We start from the raw sequence: 19351 nt of genomic DNA, 5'->3' as shown, positions 1-19351 counted from the left end.
CTCGTTTGCTGGATTGCTTTCCCGTAGCCTCGCGCCGGCCATGGCAATACTCCTTGTGGGAGGAACGCCGCTCGGCTCCATCTATGCAACAACCGTTCGCCATATCTCGGAAGGCTCGCCTTCCCGACAGGAAGCGATCAGGCAGGGTGACGTCGAGCGTGGAAGAGCCTTGTTCAATGGGAAAGGGATCTGCTTCTTTTGTCATGGAAAAGACGGGGACATCAACCAGGTACCGCCCTTATCCCGGGAGACTACTGACATTATTAGCCGCCTGAATCCCAAACCGTCTGATCTCCGTAATTCGCGCGCTCTCAAGTTGACGACGGACCGCGAGCGGTTCAAAGCCATGCGGGAAGGTCATTCAGGTACGGCCATGCTGCCCGACAAGGCACTTACGCATGAGGACATTTTTGACCTTTTGGCCTACCTGTCCAAACTACGAGGTGAATGAGTCGTAGGCTTGCAGCATGATTGTCGGCTACCCAAGCACGCATTTAGTACAGCGCCGACACGAAACCGGCATTCCGAATCTCCCATTATAAGTGGGTCGCCAGCAGCTGAATGTCGGTCTTCCGGTCACGCAGGGTCGGGAGGTAAAGAGGAAGGACTCGCTTTCGAGCAACCTTTCCGGCAGTGAACCACAATCAATCACGACGAAGGGCTTGTCCTCCGCTAACTCAACTGGTGGATGGTTTTGGCCAACAATTCCTTCCCGGTTCCGCTTCCCCCCTGGATCAACACAGTCGCCGAACTATCGGCGACTACCCGAATCATGTGAAAACAGTTCCTGGATCGGCGGCGATTGCCCGATGAGCCGGCCCAACCGGTCCGGCTCCGGCACCGCCTGACCTGCCGAATGCAGGGGCTCGACCGGCTCCTCGTGGCCCGGCCATCTCCGTCATCCAACTCCTCGTTCGTCCTTCGCTCGTATCTCGCGTCCCAAGCTCCACCTGACTGATTTGGCGATCTAGTGAGATCGTACAGTTCACGAAATCAGCAATCACGAACCCCCACTTGATGGACGGGTCACGCGTCGCTGTGGTTCAGCAACTCCCGGATGCGGGCTTTCAACTCCGCCAGGTGAACGGGCTTGTCGAAATAAGCCGTCGCGCCCGACTTCAACACTTGCTCTTTGGTCTTGCTGTCCCCGAAGGCCGTCATAAGAATGATCGGACAATTAGGGGCGAACGTCCGCAGGCGGTTGACGTAGTCCACTCCACCGGCGGGCATCTTGAGATCGGTGATGATGAGATCCGGAGTCGCTTCCATGACCGCAATCAAGGCTTCATCCCCATTGGCGGCTTCCCGAAGGCGGAATCCCTCATCCCAGAGTTCGTCACAAAGGAGGCTGCGCATATCAGGGTCGTCTTCGACAACGAGCAGCACGGCTGGTCTTATCTCTCCCGGTGTCACGTCGCCTCCCAGTGATAGGCGTACTGGGGTATTCAGGCAAGCGATATGCCATGACGACCGATAGTGATGGGGCGTAACTTATTAACGAAGTCACACGAAACCGGCATGAAAAATCACAGGGCAGAAAAGCGATGGCGACAAAAACCCCACTAGGAGAATGGCTTGTGTTGCGTGATGCCACAGCGGAAGGTAAAGAGCAGATGGCTGATAGTTGATGGCAGAAATGCGAGAAGAGCGGACGGCAGATAGCGGATGCGAGGGGCAGAACTGGTGGCAGCTTATGGTGGGATGGGAAAGGATCTCATAGCAGATTGCTGATGGCCTGCTATTCGCTATCGCCATCGGCTCCCTTGTTCGCTCGCGGCAGCAGCAACCTGAACGTCGAGCCTTTGCCCAGCTCGCTTTGCACCGAAATGGACCCGCCGTGCTCCTCCATAATTCCCTTGACGACGGTCAGTCCCAAACCGGTGCCGACTCCAAACTCCTTGGTCGTGAAAAAGGGATCGAAGATCTTCGCCACCACATCCGGAGGAATGCCTGAGCCGGTGTCGGCAATCGTCCACTCGACCATATCCGGCTCGACGCACCGGGCGGCAATGTGGACTCGTCCTCCATCCGGCATCGCATGGACGGCGTTCATCAACAGATTGATGAAGACTTGGCTCATCTGATCGGCATCCGCATAGATCGGCGGGCATGTCCCCTCGAAGGCCACCTCTACGTCAATTCGATAGCGCGCCAAACGTTCCTGGAATATCTCCAGATTGACCTCGACGGTCTGTTTCAAATCCACCGCCCGTCGTTCCGGCGTCCGCCGTCGAGCAAACGACAACAACTGGTTCATCACCCTGGTGATCCGCTCCACTTGATTCACGATCGTTTCGAGGCCCTTCTTGATGGGTTCATCCTTGGTGCGATTCATGAGATATTCGGCCCGACCGAGAATGACATTCATCGGAGTGCCGATTTCATGCGCCATACCGGAAGCCAACGTGCCGAGCTCGGCTACTCGTTCGGTGCGGCGCAGCTGTTCCTCGATCTCTTTTCGTTCGGTAATGTCCACCACCGAAGCGATGACTCGCAGACCGTCGACGGTTCGAATCGGATTCAAGCCAATCTCCACCGGGAATTCCGTGCCGTCCTTGCGCATGCCGTAGAGATCGCGACCTCTGCCCATTTGCCGTGGCTCGGGATTGGCAAAAAACCCGGCTCTGTGGTCGGAGTGCTGTATTCGGTATCGTTCCGGGATCAGCATCTCGACCGGCTGGCCGAGCAGTTCATGCCTTTGGTACCCAAACCGGCTCTCAATCTGGTGATTGATCAGCAGGATGGTTCCACCTTCGTCCACCATGAGCATGCCGGTCGGCAAAGCTTCGATGACGGTCGGAACCCGTTCTTCGGATCGCTTGCGCTCAATTCTTCACCGTTCCCACGAAGCCCCAAGATTATGCCCAAGGCTCCCATCCGGCGGCTGGTCACACCGGATTGACCGAACGCATTCACACGGTCCCGATGCGCCCGCCGAAACCGCTCGGGAATGAAGCGGTCCAGTAGCTGTTCGATGACCTCCTCGACCGAGCAGCCGAACATTTGCTCCGCCGTTTGATTGAAGAGCACCACGCGCTGTTCTTCATCGACTGTAATGATGGCATCCATTGCGGACTGCACAGTCCCCTCGAGCCGTATTCGAGCGGCCAGCGCCGCTTCTTCTGCCCGCCTTCTGGCATCTAGGGCCTTGGTCTTTTCCTGGGACAGCTCTTGCAATTCCGCGGTCACTGCAGCCTGACCGGACTCCGCCGCTCGCCGCTTGCTAATTTCAACCGACAAATCCTCCAGAGCTCGCTCCCGTCTCGCTTCGGTCAATATCAGCGCAGTTCGGCTGCGCCTGTAGCGAATCGTAAGGATGGTGAACCCCCACATAGCGGACAGGCCGATCATGCGATTGACTGCGTCATACAACGGCCACAGTCCGGGAGGCGAAAAGAGAAACGCAGCGAGGGATAAGGCGGAGACCAGGAGGCAGAAGGAGTATGGGGACCATTTTCGAGGTAAACGAAACGTCAGGACCAGGGGGAGAAAATAGAGAGGCCATAAGACGATGCCGAGGGGGGTCAGAAGGTCGAGGAGGAATATCCCGGCGGTGAGAACCGCCAGGGCGCCGCACTGTAGCAACAGGCTCTGATTTTTTCCAAATGTCATGCGAGACGGCTTCACCGCCGCATGGGACCCGGGTTACGGCTCTTCGTGGTCGGCCTGGGGCTCGCCTTCAATCTCGGCCAACTTACGATACAAGGTTTTGCGGTCGATCCCGAGTAACTGCGCCGCCTGGTACTTGTTGCCGCCAGTCTTCTCGAGGACCCTTCGGATATATTCCTGTTCCACTTCGTGAAGCAGGAGTGTCCGCTCGCCCGCCTCGTCAAGGCTTCGCCGGTCACGCCGCACCCCTTGAATGGCGGGAGGCAGATCGTCCGGAACGATGGTTTCACCGCATGTCAGTGTGACCGCTCGTTCGATGACGTTTTCGAGCTCCCGGACATTCCCGGGCCAGCCATAATCCACCAGCATGGCAAGCGCCGGCTCCCCAACCGCCTTGACCGGCTTGCCTCGCGACTCACCACACTTTCTCAGGAAGGCCTCGACCAAAAGGGGAATATCTTCGCGTCGCTCGCGAAGGGGCGGTAGTTTTAACTCAATGACGTTGAGGCGGTAGTAAAGATCTTCGCGGAACCGCTTCTGTTTCAGCTCTTCGGCCAGATGGAGATTCGTGGCGGCGATGATTCGCACATCTACCGGAATCGTTTTCGTAGCGCCGACTCGTCGGATTTCCCTTTCTTGAATCGCCCGCAAGAGCTTCGCCTGCAGGATCAGCGGCAGCTCGCTGATCTCATCCAGGAACAGCGTGCCTCTTTGAGCCTCCTCCAACAGTCCCCGCTTGTCTATTTTCGCGTCGGTAAAGGCTCCGCGCATATGACCAAAGAGTTCGCTTTCGAGGAGCTGTTCCGGAATCGCCGCACAATTGACCGGCACGAACGGCGCCTCCTTCCGATCACTATTGTAATGAATCGCCTTGGCCACCAATCCTTGCCGGTCCCGCTTTCCCCCGTGATGAGCACATTGCTCGGGCTGTATGAGACGCGTTGAATCAAGTCGAACACGGCCTGCATCGGCTTACTCTTGCCGAGAATCTGGTGAAAGCTATATTCCTTGTGCACCTCTTTCCTGAGTCGATTCACTTCCTGCCGGAGCGCGGTTTCACGCATCACCCGCTCCACTACCCGGGCTAAGTCCTCGCTCTTTACCGGCTTGGTGAGATAGTCGCTGGCGCCATGTTTCATGGCCTCAACCGCGGTTTCGACTGAGCCAAACGCTGTCATTAAGATCACCCCAATTTCAGGATGGGTGCGCTTCACTTCTTCGAGCAATTCAGTGCCCATCATACCGTGCATTTTCAAACGGTTAGCACCGCGGTGTAGTCCTTCGTACTCAGTTCTTGGAGTGCCTGTTGTCCTGTGGCGACAGCACTACAGTCGTGGCCACGGTCTGTGAGAACATCACACACGAGGCTGCGCATTTCCTTATCGTCATCCACGATCAGAACCGATCCGTAATACTCCACCTCGAAACTCCTTCGGGTACTTGGCCAGGGCTTTAAGGCTAGCGGGCGACGTCTTCGTCCGTCAAGATGGATGCTTCACAGTGTAATCCCACAATGATAATGTCCGCTTCTCCCACAGTAGAAATGTCCTCGATAGACTGCTGGCTCTCATCAGGAGGGCAGGATGGTCAGAGAGGTCAGGATCGTCATGAGTGGGAGAGAGTTTCGACGAGTCCATGTGATTCGCCAAGTGGTGGAGGGGTTCTGCCCCGATTTTACGGATTTAGCAGCACACCACATCACGTGCAGCATGAGTGCGGTGGGCAGTTTGTGCCGATGATGCCGCCGCCGAGAGTTTCTTTGGCCTGCTCAAACGCGAGCGGGTGAACCGCCGGCAGTATCGGACGCGAGCCGAGGCGCGAGCGGATATCTTTGACTACATCGAGCGCTGGCAGAACCGTCGACAGCGGCGGAGACTGGCGGTTCAACAGCAGGCGGAGAAACTCTTAACTGAACTGTCCGTGGAAACGGGGTAGAACCCATCGGCGAGAGTGACTCAGTCTCTATTGCGCATACCCCCGGCCTCCGAAAAGGGGCCCTCCATTATTGAAGTTTTACTACGCACTCTATTGTGCTAGGATTACCTCCCTTTTTATGGCGGAGCAGCGATGGCAGTCTAAGACAGTCGCCTCTGTACGTTGCGCCAAACGATGACGAACAACGTTTCGCAGAGGGTCCAACGATGATTCATTTTGTGGCGCCATCGTCGAGCGGCATTCCGTAACGAAGAGGGAACCAGACTCCTAGGATGACTCCGTTTGCCCTTTTGAGCGTTCTGAAGTGGACTCGCCCGTCGGTTCGTAAGGCGAAGGGTTGGGGCAGGATACTGCTCAAATTGTCAAAGGCCAGTGGTTATATACTGCCGCACGGTTGTTTCTGCTCGGATGGGGCGCGTACGAGCTGGTAAGCGGTAAGGCATCTCGGTAGCTAGCAGGAATTCGCACTGCGCCGGGCAAACCCCGCCTCTAAATCAATCATCACCGATCATTGAGGAGTTGCATGAGAGGCATAGGTTCGGCATCCAATATGGTTGCTCCTCGACGTGTCGGCCTAATCTCATCTTTGGGCATCATGCTTCTCCTACAAAGCTGCTATCTGTACGTTCCTGATCTCGACGGGACGTATGTCCCTCGGTCGGCGACCATTCACACGGACAAAAAGACTGCGGCTGATATTCTGAAAAGCTTTAGACGGGCCGAGGATGCCCTTAAGCGCAAAAACCTTGATTCATTGATGGACTTCTACGCTGACAACTACAAACATGGAGGATTCACGAAAGACAGCTTGCGAGCCGAATGGAACCATCTTTTTCAGGAATATAGAGACTTTTCAGCAACCCATGTGCTGACCCGTATTGAGGTTGTGGTAGATGCTCAAGGAGTGCCTCTCACCGCCCAGGTCACCTGCACGGGAAGTCTTTGGGCGATTTCCAATGACACTACTCGACGAGTCAACATCGACAGCTGGTATAACGAAGTTCACTACCTTCTCTACGTAGACGGTGCCTGGCGTATTCAAGGTCACGCGTGGGAAGTGTTGAGCCCTACGGACACACGAACAGCCCGTCCACCCCATCCATTTTTCTGAGGCGCCCGTCAGACGATGTAAGGCGAAACAAAGGAATTCGGGCATTCTCCTGGGCACGGGCACTCGGCGGGCGCGCCGCCCAGGCGTCATACCCACTGGCCGACACCCGCAGGCATCGACACATCAATCGGATGGGAACCGCGTCGCGGCATCGTTGGATCATCCGAAACTTCACGTCGACGCTCTCGCGAAGAACGCTGCCGCTTCTCGCAAAAATCCCGCTCCTTCGTGACGCGGGCCAACTCCCGACGCAACTGACTGAGCTCTTCATCCGGGATCGCCCGTTGCCCACAAACGCCTGCGGTGGCTGACGGCGTCGCTCCCGCCGCCATCGCGCCAACATATTGGCTCCGATCCCCCAATGCGGCAGCAATTTGACCCACCGTCATCCCCGGTGTGTCGAGCATCGCGACCGCTTCACGCTTGTACTCTGCTGAAAACTTCCGTCGTGCTCCCGTGACATCCCTCCTGGCCCATTATGGGCCTTCAGTCATGTGTCCGTAAAATCGGGGTAGAACCCGATACGGTTTCGATCCGCAAGACCCGCAAGACAAAGATCACACTCTTATGATGCAAACCGAGCGAAAACTCGTCTCTGATCTTGACCCAATCGAATCCCGTGAGGTAAGGTGCAGCGCTCATGTCGGGGCTAACGGAATACACCTTGTTGGCTCTTTTGTTGGCACTTCGTGTTTATTGAGGGTGTGTCCAATCGTAACTCCTTGAAATCTACGCGTGCCGAGGTAGCTCAGTTGGCAGAGCACAGCCCTGAAAAGGCTGGTGTCGACAGTTCGATTCTGTCCCTCGGCACCACTAATCAATCGCTTATACGTTTCAGCATTTTTCGAACTGCCCACCAACTGACCATAACTGCCCATCACTGACTCACTTCGCTGTTCCGCTGCTTGAATGTTCGATAATCGTCGTTTCCAAACGCATGACGGCATCGCGCAACGGGTGTTCCCAGTTGTGAATGTACCCCTTGCCCATGCCGTTTAATTGATGGCGAAGCAACTTCTCGATGACCGCATAGTCCACCCCGGCCTCTAGCAATCAAGAGGCCGCCGTGTGTCTTAGATCGTGGAAGGTCAGGTCATGGACCCTGCTCGATCATGAGTTCATTCAAGGAGGTCATACCGAAGAGCGGATGGCTCGATGACTATTAGGCATGAGCGCACCGGCGATGGAGTCCGCTCATTTGTTGATTACAGATATCGCGGCAAGAGATTTTTGGCCCTCGCTATGTTGCGAATCTCGAAGTTAAGCAGGTCACGGCAATCGAAAACGGAGGAATCCGTATGCGGTCCCTCGCTACCGGGTCATGCTCGTGCGGGACGGCCGTGCGAATCCGGTTCCGAAACCATTTCGGGATTCTGCAGGCGCTTTCGCGCAGCTCGGGGGTCTTGAAAGATGCCTTTGTAAGTTCGGGAATGTCCTAATTACCCGGAAGCGTTTTGCCGCGTTGGGCAAGTATGGTCTTGAAGCAGGTTTCGATAAGCTCTTTGGCCGTTCCGATAGTGAGAGCTGGATCGGAGTGAACGCATTGTTTCATCCGCCTGCTGTCGCAGGCGTGCCAGTATCCGTGATGTCTTACGCTTTTTGTGATAACGAGGGGAGACCTAATCCAGTCCGTATCGCGTGATACAGCTCGTCCACTGCGGCTTCTTTCGGGATTAAAAGTGTCGCGCCGGCTCGCTTCATTGACTCCTGGTTGTCTTCTTCGGCATTCACCGAGATTCCAATAATGCAGATGTTCGGATAACGGGCCTTGATGTAGGCCGTTGCCTCAATGCCATTGAGCCGCGGCATGTTAATATCCATGACGACGACCTGAGGACGCAGTTTCTCTACCAGCTCAACCGCCTCTTGTCCGTCCTTGGCTTCTCCGACAAGCAGAATCTCCGTATAATGTTCTAACGTCGTCCGCAAGCCTTGTCGCATCATGGCATGATCATCAACCAATAATAGTCGAATCACGGCTGAGTGACCGTCCATCGCCTGGCGCGGCTTCATAGTTTCTGATTGAGACGGTATTCCGCTATCTTCCGAAGAGGTTTGAATGTCACGTCGGTAGACAAGTGGCAAGGTGATGAGGGCCGTTGTTCCTTGTCCAGGCGCTGACTCGATTGTAAATGACCCTCCGAGCGCTTTCATCCGCTCCTTAATGCTGAACAAGCCGAATTTTGAGGAATGATCACTCGGGCCGGTGGTGCTCATTGGATCAAACCCTCGCCCCTCATCACGCACCTGGATCGATAACTGATCAAGATGCTGTTGTAATGTAACCGACGCGTGATCCGTCTGCGCATGTTTAGCGGCATTAATCAGCAGTTCACGGACCGATTGGAAGAGCAACACCGCCTGATCTTCAGGCAGGGCGAGGCGAACATGCGCCGGCACATTGACGAAGATGGTCATTCCGTGCTTCCTCATGTATTCGCCTAACCATCGGAGACCCGCCGGTAACCCATGATCGCGTAGGATGGGAGGGCTTAGTTCCGCCACCAGGGTCCGTGTATAGGACAACGCCTCCGTCAACACCTCGTCGAACTGCTTGACCAACTCGAGACATTCAGGGAGTCCCTCCAGAAGGCGTTTCGCGTGCCCGACCTTGAACTTTCCCAAGACCAGTGTCTGTTGAAGGTGATCATGCAGCTCGGCGGCTAACCGTTTGCGCTCTCGTTGTTCGGCGAGATTCAATTCGGTCGCCAGTGCCCGCAGGCGATCTTGTGTCTCGAGAAGTTCAGCGGTGCGTACGGTCACCTGCCGTTCAAGCTCTTCTGCGGCGTGTTTTAGACGCATCTGCGATTGCTTCAGCTCGGTAATGTCCATCCCCTCGCAAAGCAGATGTTCAATGTTGCCGGCGTCGTCGCGAAGCGCCGTGACAGTGTTGACGGCATAGCGCAGCTCCCCGTTGCCAAGCCGATACAGACCTTCCCCACGCGCAGGACCTGGCCGGCTTAGCGCTTCCGAGAATTGCCGCCGCCAGTCGGCGACCGTATCAGGCAAATCCCGCCACCAAGGAGCGTCAAGGAAACTTCGGCCAATGAGGTCTTTGGGGTTGATGTCTGTCCCTTCGTTGTTTCGATACACGGATTCGCTGAATCGCAGCACTTGTCCCTCGGGCGAAAGCAACGCACTGAACGCAAACTGCTGGTTGAAAACGGCCCGCATGAGACGTTCACTAGCACGCAGCTTCTCTTCCGCCTGCTTGCGCTCGGTGATATCGCTACAGACCCCAACCATCTTTGTGGCGATGCCCTCCGGCGTCCGGTAGAGCGTCCCTTTGCCTTCGACCCATCGTTCAATTCCGTTGGGGACCACTATGCGATATTCAATGTGGTGTTCGGTGCCGCTCTCCAGCGTCTTGGCAATGGAGGTCAGCACTCGCTCACGGTCTTCCGGATGAATGTCCTTTTGGTACGCCTCGAATGAACCGTTAAAGGTGCCGTGGCCCAGCCCATGGATGGCTTCCAAACTTGGGGACCAATAGATTTTGTTGGTCGCAACGTCCCATTCCCATGAACCCATTCGGCCGGCTTCAAGTGCTTGCCGCAGCTGGTTTTCGTTTTGTCTGACAATCTCTTCCGTGCGTCGGCGTTCAATAGCCAATGCCAACGTATCGGCAATGGCTTGCGCCAGCTGGAGCTCCTCGTTATCGAGAAGACGAGGATCAGTGAAATACACCATGAATTTCCCGATGAGGCGCCGTCCGTACGTAAGCGGAATAAACGCTAGCGCACGGATCCCTTCTTTCTGGATGATACCCATAAGTTCCGAAGAGAGGTCAGCGTGCTCAACGTCGCTGATGCCGATTGGTTCCGGCATTTCTGCATCTGATTTCCAAGGTGAATGGCCCTCAACCGCCTGGCGATAGGCATCGGATAATCCATGCCACGCCTTAAACCGCATGATGCCATCAGAATCGAAAAGGAGGATCGAGGCGCGGTCGGTCTTGAGAGACTTCATAATCGCATCAAGAGCCTGCTCGTATAGGTCCGGCAATGCGTGCGCTCGGTTGACGGCCGTCGCCAGTCTGAATAGCTGTTGCTCGCGATGTTGGGTCAACTTCTGCTTGGTAATATTTCGAGCGATTTTTGATGCGCCAATAATGCGTCCCTGCACATCATACATGGGCGAGATGGTCAATGAGACGTCGATGGGACTGCCATCCTTGTGCCGCCGGACAGTCTCATAATGGTTGATTCGTTCACCAGAAACTATTCGCTGGAGAATGCGTGGCTCCTCGGCTTGCCGGTCCGGTGGGATAAGAAACATCCCAGGCCTTCCTATTGCTTCTTCAGCCGTATAGCCGAAAAGGTCTTCTGCACCACGATTCCAAGATTGAATCCGATCGTCCAAATCTGTGCTGAAAATGGCGTCGTCAGACGAGTCGACAATGGCTGCCAGATGGGCCCTCGTGGCCTCCCCCTGTCTTCGTTCCGTGATGTCAATTAGCATGTTGATGCCACCAACAATCCGTCCATCAGCATCACGCAGGACAGTGGGATAAGGGGTAAACCAAATACGCTTGCCGTCCGGCCGTTCCGCAATGGCCTCCGCCCCTCGCAACATGCGACCCTCTTTTAACGCAATGGCCATGGGGCATTCATCGTGAGGTAAAAGTGTCCCATCCGGACGGTACAACTTCCAGTTGATACACCATTGATCTGAGCCCAATACAGGGACCCGCCCTGAGAACTCTACAGCGGCCGAATTGAAATGTGTGAGCCGGCCTTGAGCGTCGGTCGTGTAGATCGGCGTAGGCAGGGCATCAATCATCTCTCGGAATCGTCGTTCATTTTCTCGCAAGGCGTCTTCCGCCTGCTTCCTATCCGTAATATCTCGTGTAAAACAACGTGTATGGATGAATTGACCGTTCTGAAAGAGCACGCTTGAATTGACTAGCACGTGGCGGACTGAGCCGTCTTTGCAGCGCAGACGCGCTTCATAGCCCTCTACGAACTCCCCCCGAGCCAAACGGGTCAAAATGTCTTCAATGACTGATTGGTCAGTATGGAACTCTGCAATATGATGCCCAACATATTCGTCTCGCAGGTAGCCGAGCATGTTAAGTTCAGCTTGGTTTGCCCAAAGAATGCGGCCATCTGGTCCTACCCAGTGCATGCCCTCGGAAGCATTGTCCACGAAGTCCCGCAGTTCAGCTTCCCTCGCTCGCAGGGCCTCTTCCTGATCTTTTCGTTCGCTGATGTCGCGGACGATGTGGATGAAGTGAAGCTGCTCACCCCTACGGAATGGTTTGGAGCTAATTTCCACAGGGAACACAGTTCCATCTTTTCGGACATGGCAGGTTTCCCACCTCGATCCATTCTGTTGGAGCGAACGCTGCATCTGCGCCTCAATGGCGGCATGCGTCTCCAATGTACGAAGGTCGTATAGGCTTTTCTTTCGCAGGTCGTCCGTAGAACAGCCGTACAATTTTTCGGCAACGCGGTTTGCCTTTCGTACTCGATAGTGCGCATCGAGGATGAGAATGGCATCGTTCGCCGCCGCGAACATTGCGTCAAGAGAATCCTCACTCGGAGCGTCGTCGGCCTTCGTGGTCCGTTTGGGCAGCAGATCAGCGCTTTCCAGCATGTTGGCCCCCCTTTTCGCAACGCCGCCATATATTAGAATTGACTGCAAAGACAAATAGCTAGGGAAAGCCCTAGTCGAGATAGACGTTACCGGCACAGCGCCGCGAGTTGGCACTCCAAAGAACTAGGAAACAGGATGGATCAGGCGGCCGCCCGCAGGCACTTATAAAGCGTTAAGATTCTCCATCGTTTTTTTGCATGGGGAAGAGCTGAGGGATACCTGGGCGCCGAGAACCTGTTTGGCCGGATGCCCGTATTGCTCGCCGACCTGAAAGCGGCACAACGCCCCTGCAACCCGTTTACTACGGAGAGTTACCAGTCATCTTCGGCAATCATGCCTTTCGCTCCCACCGAACGACGCATCCGCGCGGTACTGGCTCACGCTGGGCCTGCTGTGCACTGGGCAAGGCCAGATGGTTCCCTCAATTGCGGGCCGCGCACATCAAACGACATGATCATATTTTCTGCTTCGACATGCCCGCCATCGAGAAGGAGGAGAGACGATACGAGCTTCTGCAGTCGACACATTCCGATTCATACTACGCTCGTGGGGCTGGGATTTCTTGATATGTGGCATCAGTACATCCGAGTGAGCCCTTGTTTCCGCACTTTTTACAGAAAACTGGTTCTTATAGTGTCAAGATTCCGACATGGTCCTCCGGGTTGTTGAATCAACTTCACATTCCATCCCCCAAGCCGGTGCTCGATAGTTTCCGTCCTACCCTGGCTGGTCAGCTTATTTTAGCCGGCGTATCGGAAAACGCAATAATTGAGAGGTATTGCTTACCGTCGCACGCCAAGGGAAGAGTGCATCACCGCTCACGGGTCTCAAGCGCTGCGCACAAAATAGGAACGTCCCCGATCTCTCGGAACCCCTCCCATCGCCAAAGCATCAACCCTGTCTGCTCTTCGCTAGGTGTTCTTGTTAAATCTCCGGCAGCAAATAACATGACTCGATTGAGCGAAGGCGTTGGAACTTATGGCAAAACCATAGCTGCGGATAAAACACGGGTTCAAATCCCGTTCGGGATTCCCAATACGAGCCCGCCATCCCACGCAGCTGTAATTAAAGCCATTACGCTGATAATCAGCGGAAAGACATGGCAGTTCCTTTGACTAAGCCGCAACGGGCCGACACAAGCAGTACGCTGTTTTTCATCAACGTGAATCTCCGCAAGCTGCAAGGCCGGTCCCAGTCAGCCGGGGTCTCTTCGAGCCAAGGTGCATTAGAGTTCCATGTCATTGGTGTACGGCATGCCCAACCATCATGCCCATGCTCACTTTCCCGTTCGGCAATTTCGCGCCCTCGGGCCACAGTGAGAAGATAATACCGTCGGTCTTGGCAACCGTGTCCCCGAACTCCTTGGCCTTATCGGGAGGCATATCCAGTATCTTAATGTTCCCGATGACACCCTCCACGGAATGGTCATGCCAAACCTTTTTCCAAACATGCTTGGGAAGGACCTTCTCGTCGCGAGTCACAGTTTTCGCGACAATGTACTCCACACCGATAAGTTTCGCGTTGGTGTCTTCCGTCTCGTAGAGAAGGCACTCAATGAACGGTTCAGCAGAGACGATCTTGCAATAGTGATGGAATGGCCCCCGTATCTTTCCATCGATCAAGTGCGGTGCCGTGACGTGGATGACATGGCCGTCCGCGGGAGTGGCTTTGGCGGCAGCTTCTGGTGCAGCTGGCGAGGCAGGAGGTGCCTCTTCGGCTTGTGCAAGCGCAACGGCGATTGCAAGGATGAAACAAGAGCTTTGAAGACTCAATGTCTTTATCATGGCGCCCTCCTCTCCAAGACAAGTTGCTTTCTTGCAGGATCACCGTATCCAATGTCAGATCGGCCACGAGCTGCTTGAGTCGGCTGTCCTCTTCCTCCAGCTGTCGCAAGCACCACACCTCGGCAATGGCCATCTGGCCATACCGTTTTCCGTCAGACGTAGTATGCCGCTTCCCTGGATCCCGAACGCGCCCCTCACGTCGGGAATCGGGGCGCCCGCGTCCACTTACCGCAACGCCGTCACAATCTCTGCTTCGGAAAACTTGATCTTCTTCATGGCTTCCCTCCCGGCTTGGAGGGCTACAGCTTAGCCGATTTTCTCCAGTTTTGGCTGGTTTCTTTTTCTGGGACGTCACCAACAGACTGCCCTAGGCAAGCGGCGTCTCGCTATCAAGCGCACACCGCCGGGAGCAATTCCATATCGTGCCTGTCCCAGTCGCCGATTTGCTGCTGAAGTACACGATGCATGAAGGGGAAAGCGGCGCTAATTCGCGCAGATGAAACGCTGTCTCGACGGCCTTGTCTCATCTGCAAGCCTAGCCGTCATGCCTCAGAACACAAGCTCGCCTAGGGGTTCTCCGAGGGAGTTTAAAATTTCATCTGACGGTATACTCGGACGCCTCTGATCTGCTTATTCTTCACAAAAAACAGAGCGCTATCCCTTTGGCCGAATGGTACGTTTCAAAGCGGTTGGCCTCATCAACTTATGAAGGACTCTTCGTGTGAAGTACGCGACTCTAACCGAACATCAAGTGAACGACCTCTGTTGACAGCTGGGCCAAGCCGCACGGTATCTGGTCGAATTCGAACAGAAGTGAAGAGAGGCGATGGCTCAACAAGCGCATTCAGAATGACATGGAGAAGGGGTCCCGTGTAAACAGCAACCGATCTATCGATTGGGGGAAATTCATGGACACAACCAAGTCTAACACAGCCGCTGGCACGGTTCGGCTGGCCGGGCGTACACTCAAAGAAACACGGCACATCTGCGCCTTCTTCAATTCCCGCGAAGAGCAGAACAAGTTTCTCATGCCGTTTTTCAAAGAGGGATATGATCGCGGCGAGAAAAGTTTTCATATCGTTGATTCCCGACTTCATGACGATCATGTAGCCGCCTGCCGCGCATACGGCATCGAGGTCAACGCCCCACACCGAACGGACCAGGTGGAGGTGCGCCATTGGGAGGACCTCTATCTTAAGGATGGCTACTTCGACGGCGACCGCATGATCCAGATCCTGGAAGAGGTGCTGGTAAGCAGTCGCCCTAAACACAAATTGACGCGCCTCATGGGTAACATGGAATGGGCCTTGGAAACAGTGCCCGGCGTGACAGATATCGTGGAGTACGAAGCCAAGCTTAATTACGTCCTCCCGAAGCATCCCGATCCGATTGTGTGCGTGTATGATTTGAATCGACACAGTGGAAGTGTTGTCATGGATATTTTACGGACGCATCCCATGGTGATCATCAACGGTGTGCTCCAGGAAAACCCGCTGTATGTCACACCGGATGAATTTCTCCGAGAACTGAAGGACCGACGAAGGCAAAAGGAGCACCAACGTTCCGATAGACAGGAAGCCAGTCGGATTCAGTAGTCCTGCGGGAACCGGACAATGGCTGAGTACGAAGCGACGCCGCGCCGATCGCCTAGAGCAGATGTCGGCCCTGATGTTCAATCCCTACGCGATATCGTGGCCATCTCAACCTTGCAGGCCCTGTGGTTGGGCGCTGCTCCGGTGCGCATAGCGGAAAGTCTGGCCGCTTCTCTGTTAACGACCCTGAACGCGGAATTCGTGTATGTTTGTCTCACGGATGGTGCGGACAGGCCGCCCATTGCGATCGTACAGTTGGATCGTTATCAGGCCAGTACGGCAATTGCGGAGGCCATCGGGCCAACGATTGCCGACTGGGCGCGTTCGCACGATCCGGATGAGCTCTTGACCCTGCCCAATCCCCTTGCTTCCGGCTCTTCGCGCGTGGCCACAAGGCCGTTGGGGGCTTATGCCGAGCTGGGCGTGATCGCAGCCGGGTTTCCTGATGGCGCCTTCCCCACAGCAGCTCAGCAGCTGATCTTGAACGTCGCTGCAAGTCAGGCTTCAACGGCCATCCGAAATGCCTGCTTGCTCCGCTCCTTGCAGGATAGCGAGAGCCGTGTCCACCAAGCGAATGCCCAACTCGCTCAACATGTGGCGGATCTCCAGAAGGCTAACACTGAAATTCAAGATGCGCGCCGCGCCGCACTCAATTTAATGGAACATGCGCTCACCGCGCGACAGGAAGCCGAAACGTTGAATGACGTGGCGCGTACACTGGCTGGCGAGCTTGACTTGCAGCAACTCATTCAGGCTACAACGGATGCGGGCACAAAGCTCAGCGGAGCAAAATTCGGGGCGTTTTTTTACAACGTTATCAACCGGCAAGGCGAATCTTACATGCTTTACGCGTTGTCGGGCGCGCCGCGTGAAGCGTTTGAGAAATTCGGCTTGCCCCGGAACACGCCGGTGTTCGAGCCAACGTTCCGCGGCACAGGTGTGGTGCGCTCGGACGATATTACGCAAGACCCCCGGTACGGTCGGATGGCGCCGCACCATGGACAGCCAGAAGGACACCTCCCGGTGCGCAGCTATCTCGCTGTTCCTGTAGTCTCCCGTAGCGGTGAGGTACTGGGCGGCCTCTTCTTCGGCCATCCTGAGGCGGGTGTCTTTACCGAACACGCCGAGCGTATGACCCTGGGCATTGCCGCGGCGGCGGCTGTCGCCATTGACAACGCACGGCTATTTAACGCAGCCCAAAACGAGGTTGCCGAGCGCAAGCAAGCGGAAGAGGCCCTGCGTCACCGCTCCGCTCAGTACGAGACCTTGCTGAATAAAGCCCCCCTTGGCGTGTATGTCGTCGATGGCGACTTCCGGATTCGGGATGTCAATCCCGTCGCACTGCCCGTTTTTGGCAATATTCCTGATTTGATCGGTCGTGATTTCGACGAAGTGATCCACGTCTTGTGGACGAAAGAATACGCAGATGAAATTGTCCGCATCTTTCGCCATACCTTAGAAACGGGTGAATCGTATGAAATGCCGGAGCAGAGCGGGTTTCGCGTCGACCGCCGCATTATGGAGTATTACGAGTGGAGGATTGATCGCATCGAACTGCCGGACGGCCGATACGGCGTAGTCTGCTATTTCCGGGACATCTCCGAGCGGGTACTGGCGCGAGTGAAAATAGCTCAGTCTGAGGTACGCTATCGCAGCATCGTCGACCAGTCAGTTGGTGGGATTGCAGAAACGGACCCGACCGGACGTTTTATCACCGTGAATAATCGATACTGCCAACTCACCGGCTATACGCGCCAGGAATTGATGTCGATGCGGATGCAACAGATCACGCATCCCGAGGACCTGCCGCGAAACGTCGTACTGTTTGAGAAATTAGCTGTCGGAGGCCCGCCGTTTGACATCGAGAAACGGTACGTTCGTAAAGACGGCAGGGTGATATGGGCTCACAACAGCGTGTCCGCAATCCGCGATGCAAGTGGACACGTGCACTCGCTCATCGCTGTCTCAATTGATATCACAGAACGCAAGCACGCCGAGGCAGCCTTGCATCGGAACAGCGTACGGCAGCAAATTCTCTCCGATGCGTTGGTGCATCTGCTCGCCACGGATGATGTCCAGACAATCGTCCGTGAGCTCTTTCCTAGGGTAGCGGCACACTTGGGAGTCGATACCTATTTCAACTACATGGTCAATGACCAAGGCGATGCCCTTGATCTCCACTCCTACAGTGGCGTCTCCGAAGAGATCGCGCACCAGATCCAGCGCCTCGAGTTCGGTCAGGCGATTTGTGGCACGGTGGCCAAAACTCGCCGAGCCATTGTGGCAACGGACATTCAACATTCTGCCTACGACAAGGCGGCGCTGGTGCGGAGTTTCGGTATCCAAGCCTATGCCTGCAATCCGCTCATGAGCGGCGAGCGGTTGTTGGGGACCCTGTCCTTCGCTAGCCGGACCCGAACGGCATTTGACGAACGCGAATTGGAATTCCTCCAACTGATCTCGAATTACGTGGCGGTCGCGATGGAGCGGGTGGCTACGCTCCGGGCGATGCGCCAATTGAACGAGGGTCTGGAACGGAATGTTATTGAACGCACCCGCGAGCTAACGGAATCTCAAGAACGCCTTCGCGCATTGGCAACCGAACTGAATTTGACGGAGCAACGTGAACGGCAGCGCATGGCCACGGAGCTTCACGATTACCTGGCACAGCTATTGGTCCTCGCAAAGATAAAGATAGGTCAAGTAAAACGCCTGGCAGAGGCCGTCCCGGCATGCGCCGATCTCATGCTCCAAACAGAGCAGGTCCTGGCTGAAGCATTGTCCTACACGCGCACGTTAGTCGCCGACCTTAGCCCACCCGTGCTCCACCAATTCGGGCTGCCCGTGGGGCTGCGGTGGTTAGCCGAGCGAATGGAACAGCAGGGCTTAACCGTGTCCGTGCACACGAACACTAACGAGGTCAACATTGCCGAAAACCAGGCCGTATTGCTGTTTCAATCCGTCCGTGAACTCCTAATGAATGTAGTGAAACATGCGAAAGCTAGTGAAGCGTCAGTTGTGCTGTCGCAAGCCAACAGTCAGCTCACCATCGCGGTATGCGATCGAGGCGCTGGCTTTAATGTATCGACTGCGGACTCGACTCCGCTTTCTTCCCAATTCGGACTCTTTAGTATCCGTGAACGCATGAAGGCACTCGGGGGCCGCTTTGACATTGAATCTATACCAGGTAAGGGCACGCAGGCACGCCTCTCCCTACCACTAGTCCCCGAGCGAAACGAGGAGCCGCCGGATGGCGCTTACGTTGAACCGGCACTCACGCCGGTTGTGGCGGCTCCCGCGATCTCACCCCATGACGGGACACACCCCATACGCGTCCTAATAGTGGACGACCACGCCATGATGAGGCAGGGGCTCAAGGCGACGCTAACAGGGTACGACCACTTAGAAGTTATCGGAGAGGCGGCGAATGGCTTCGAGGCTATCGAGCGAGCCCGCGTTCTGAAGCCCGACGTGATTGTAATGGACGTTAACATGCCCAAGCTCGACGGCCTCGAAGCAACTAAGCGGATAAAAAGCGTCCAACCCGACATTGCCATCCTAGGCCTCTCACTGCATCACTCAGACGATGTGGTGCGGAGAATGAAGGAAGCCGGAGCGACCGCATATGTGACAAAGGAAAGTGCCGTGGACGAACTCTGTAAAGCTGTTGAAGAGGCGGCGGCGGCACGCATCCGCATGTTGAACCGGTAGATAAACCGTAG

Annotated in this window: 13 protein-coding genes, 1 tRNA gene and 4 pseudogenes; 6 read left to right on the top strand and 12 right to left on the bottom strand. The window is 55.6% G+C overall.

Annotated elements, in window-relative coordinates; genetic code table 11:
* The first annotated feature begins 40 nt into the window (after window positions 1-40).
* On the top strand, window positions 41-451 hold the full coding sequence (locus ACWGXE_RS07565; protein WP_447602601.1) for a c-type cytochrome: 411 nt from the start codon (window positions 41-43) through the stop codon (window positions 449-451).
* A 150-nt stretch (window positions 452-601) separates the two neighbouring features.
* Here ACWGXE_RS07565 and ACWGXE_RS07560 read toward each other — a convergent pair.
* The 7 genes and pseudogenes from ACWGXE_RS07560 to ACWGXE_RS07530 all read right to left on the bottom strand — a co-directional run.
* Window positions 602-765, bottom strand: a pseudogene (locus tag ACWGXE_RS07560) (sigma 54-interacting transcriptional regulator); the annotation flags it as partial.
* Between the two features lie 261 nt (window positions 766-1026).
* Window positions 1027-1413, bottom strand: coding sequence for a response regulator transcription factor (locus ACWGXE_RS07555; RefSeq protein WP_447602599.1), 387 nt, complete (start codon window positions 1411-1413; stop codon window positions 1027-1029).
* Window positions 1414-1738: 325 nt separating this feature from the next.
* The gene (locus tag ACWGXE_RS07550; RefSeq protein WP_447602598.1) at window positions 1739-2764 is read right to left on the bottom strand and encodes a two-component system sensor histidine kinase NtrB; all 1026 of its coding nucleotides are present in this window, start codon (window positions 2762-2764) and stop codon (window positions 1739-1741) included.
* On the bottom strand, window positions 2734-3612 hold the full coding sequence (locus ACWGXE_RS07545) for a PAS domain-containing protein (protein WP_447602596.1): 879 nt from the start codon (window positions 3610-3612) through the stop codon (window positions 2734-2736). The genes ACWGXE_RS07550 and ACWGXE_RS07545 overlap by 31 nt, the downstream gene beginning before the upstream one ends.
* Window positions 3613-3645: 33 nt before the next feature.
* Window positions 3646-3795, bottom strand: coding sequence for a helix-turn-helix domain-containing protein (locus tag ACWGXE_RS07540; protein ID WP_447603895.1), 150 nt, complete (start codon window positions 3793-3795; stop codon window positions 3646-3648).
* 105 nt (window positions 3796-3900) lie between these two features.
* A pseudogene (locus tag ACWGXE_RS07535) lies at window positions 3901-4673 on the bottom strand (sigma-54 interaction domain-containing protein); the annotation flags it as partial.
* Window positions 4674-4742: 69 nt separating this feature from the next.
* A pseudogene (locus tag ACWGXE_RS07530) lies at window positions 4743-4847 on the bottom strand (hypothetical protein); the annotation flags it as partial.
* A 444-nt stretch (window positions 4848-5291) separates the two neighbouring features.
* Between ACWGXE_RS07530 and ACWGXE_RS07525 the strand changes: the two are divergent.
* Together ACWGXE_RS07525 and ACWGXE_RS07520 are read left to right on the top strand one after the other, a co-directional pair.
* Window positions 5292-5544, top strand: a pseudogene (locus ACWGXE_RS07525) (IS3 family transposase); the annotation flags it as partial.
* A 523-nt stretch (window positions 5545-6067) separates the two neighbouring features.
* Window positions 6068-6655, top strand: coding sequence for a hypothetical protein (locus ACWGXE_RS07520; RefSeq protein WP_447602594.1), 588 nt, complete (start codon window positions 6068-6070; stop codon window positions 6653-6655).
* 86 nt (window positions 6656-6741) lie between these two features.
* On the opposite strand, the gene ACWGXE_RS07515 is transcribed toward ACWGXE_RS07520, so the two are convergent.
* Together ACWGXE_RS07515 and ACWGXE_RS07510 are read right to left on the bottom strand one after the other, a co-directional pair.
* On the bottom strand, window positions 6742-7062 hold the full coding sequence (locus ACWGXE_RS07515; protein WP_447602593.1) for a hypothetical protein: 321 nt from the start codon (window positions 7060-7062) through the stop codon (window positions 6742-6744).
* 79 nt (window positions 7063-7141) lie between these two features.
* Window positions 7142-7297 (bottom strand): hypothetical protein, encoded by a 156-nt coding sequence (locus ACWGXE_RS07510; RefSeq protein ID WP_447602591.1) that lies wholly within the window; start codon window positions 7295-7297, stop codon window positions 7142-7144.
* 95 nt (window positions 7298-7392) lie between these two features.
* Between ACWGXE_RS07510 and ACWGXE_RS07505 the strand changes: the two genes are divergently transcribed.
* Window positions 7393-7468, top strand: a tRNA-Phe gene (locus ACWGXE_RS07505).
* 72 nt (window positions 7469-7540) lie between these two features.
* Here the strand turns inward: ACWGXE_RS07505 and ACWGXE_RS07500 are convergent.
* The 3 genes from ACWGXE_RS07500 to ACWGXE_RS07490 form a co-directional block, all read right to left on the bottom strand.
* Entirely contained in the window at window positions 7541-7693 is a 153-nt protein-coding gene (locus tag ACWGXE_RS07500) for a hypothetical protein (RefSeq protein WP_447602590.1), read from the bottom strand.
* 552 nt (window positions 7694-8245) lie between these two features.
* Window positions 8246-12253: a PAS domain S-box protein gene (locus ACWGXE_RS07495; RefSeq protein ID WP_447602588.1), complete on the bottom strand. Its 4008-nt coding sequence runs from the start codon at window positions 12251-12253 to the stop codon at window positions 8246-8248.
* 1238 nt (window positions 12254-13491) lie between these two features.
* The gene (locus ACWGXE_RS07490) at window positions 13492-14037 is read right to left on the bottom strand and encodes a DUF1264 domain-containing protein (RefSeq protein ID WP_447602586.1); all 546 of its coding nucleotides are present in this window, start codon (window positions 14035-14037) and stop codon (window positions 13492-13494) included.
* Window positions 14038-14945: 908 nt separating this feature from the next.
* Between ACWGXE_RS07490 and ACWGXE_RS07485 the strand changes: the two genes are divergently transcribed.
* Both ACWGXE_RS07485 and ACWGXE_RS07480 read left to right on the top strand, forming a co-directional pair.
* Window positions 14946-15632: an MEDS domain-containing protein gene (locus ACWGXE_RS07485; RefSeq protein ID WP_447602585.1), complete on the top strand. Its 687-nt coding sequence runs from the start codon at window positions 14946-14948 to the stop codon at window positions 15630-15632.
* Between the two features lie 591 nt (window positions 15633-16223).
* Window positions 16224-19340, top strand: a complete 3117-nt coding sequence (locus tag ACWGXE_RS07480) for a PAS domain S-box protein (protein WP_447602583.1) — start codon at window positions 16224-16226, stop codon at window positions 19338-19340.
* Window positions 19341-19351 lie beyond the last annotated feature (11 nt).

It is taken from the genome of Nitrospira sp. Nam80 (assembly GCF_965152575.1).
This window is presented reverse-complemented; position numbering and strand designations above follow the sequence as displayed.